Consider the following 284-nt stretch of genomic DNA (forward strand, 5'->3'; position numbering starts at 1 on the left):
CGTCCAGGAGGGCCTTGCCGGGATCGTGAACGGCCCGCGGTTTCCGCCACGGAGCCAGAGCCTGGGATATGGCCTGGTCGAGACCGGTCTTGCGGACCGTTTCGACGAGCAGGACCGACCCGGCCTGGGAGACGACCTGGCGGCCGTCGTCCTGGACACGGACACGGGGGTAGGACCCGATAGGATGCTTCACCTGGGAAGTGCCTCCGGCGGTGGCAGGAACATGGACCTCGACAATCCTCATTCTTGCTGGTCAGGGGCACTTTCAGCTTTCCTGACCGCCT

The 284-nt window shown here is 65.5% G+C and carries 1 protein-coding gene; it reads right to left on the reverse strand.

Annotation, left to right across the window (positions count from 1 at the left end; translation table 11 throughout):
- A partial coding sequence (locus IG02_RS0135665; RefSeq protein ID WP_030757899.1) for a transposase occupies positions 1–193 on the reverse strand: 193 nt, incomplete at its 3' end.
- Positions 194–284: the final 91 nt, after the last annotated feature.

The organism is Streptomyces sp. NRRL F-5135 (assembly GCF_000719775.1).
Classification (GTDB): domain Bacteria; phylum Actinomycetota; class Actinomycetes; order Streptomycetales; family Streptomycetaceae; genus Streptomyces; species Streptomyces hebeiensis.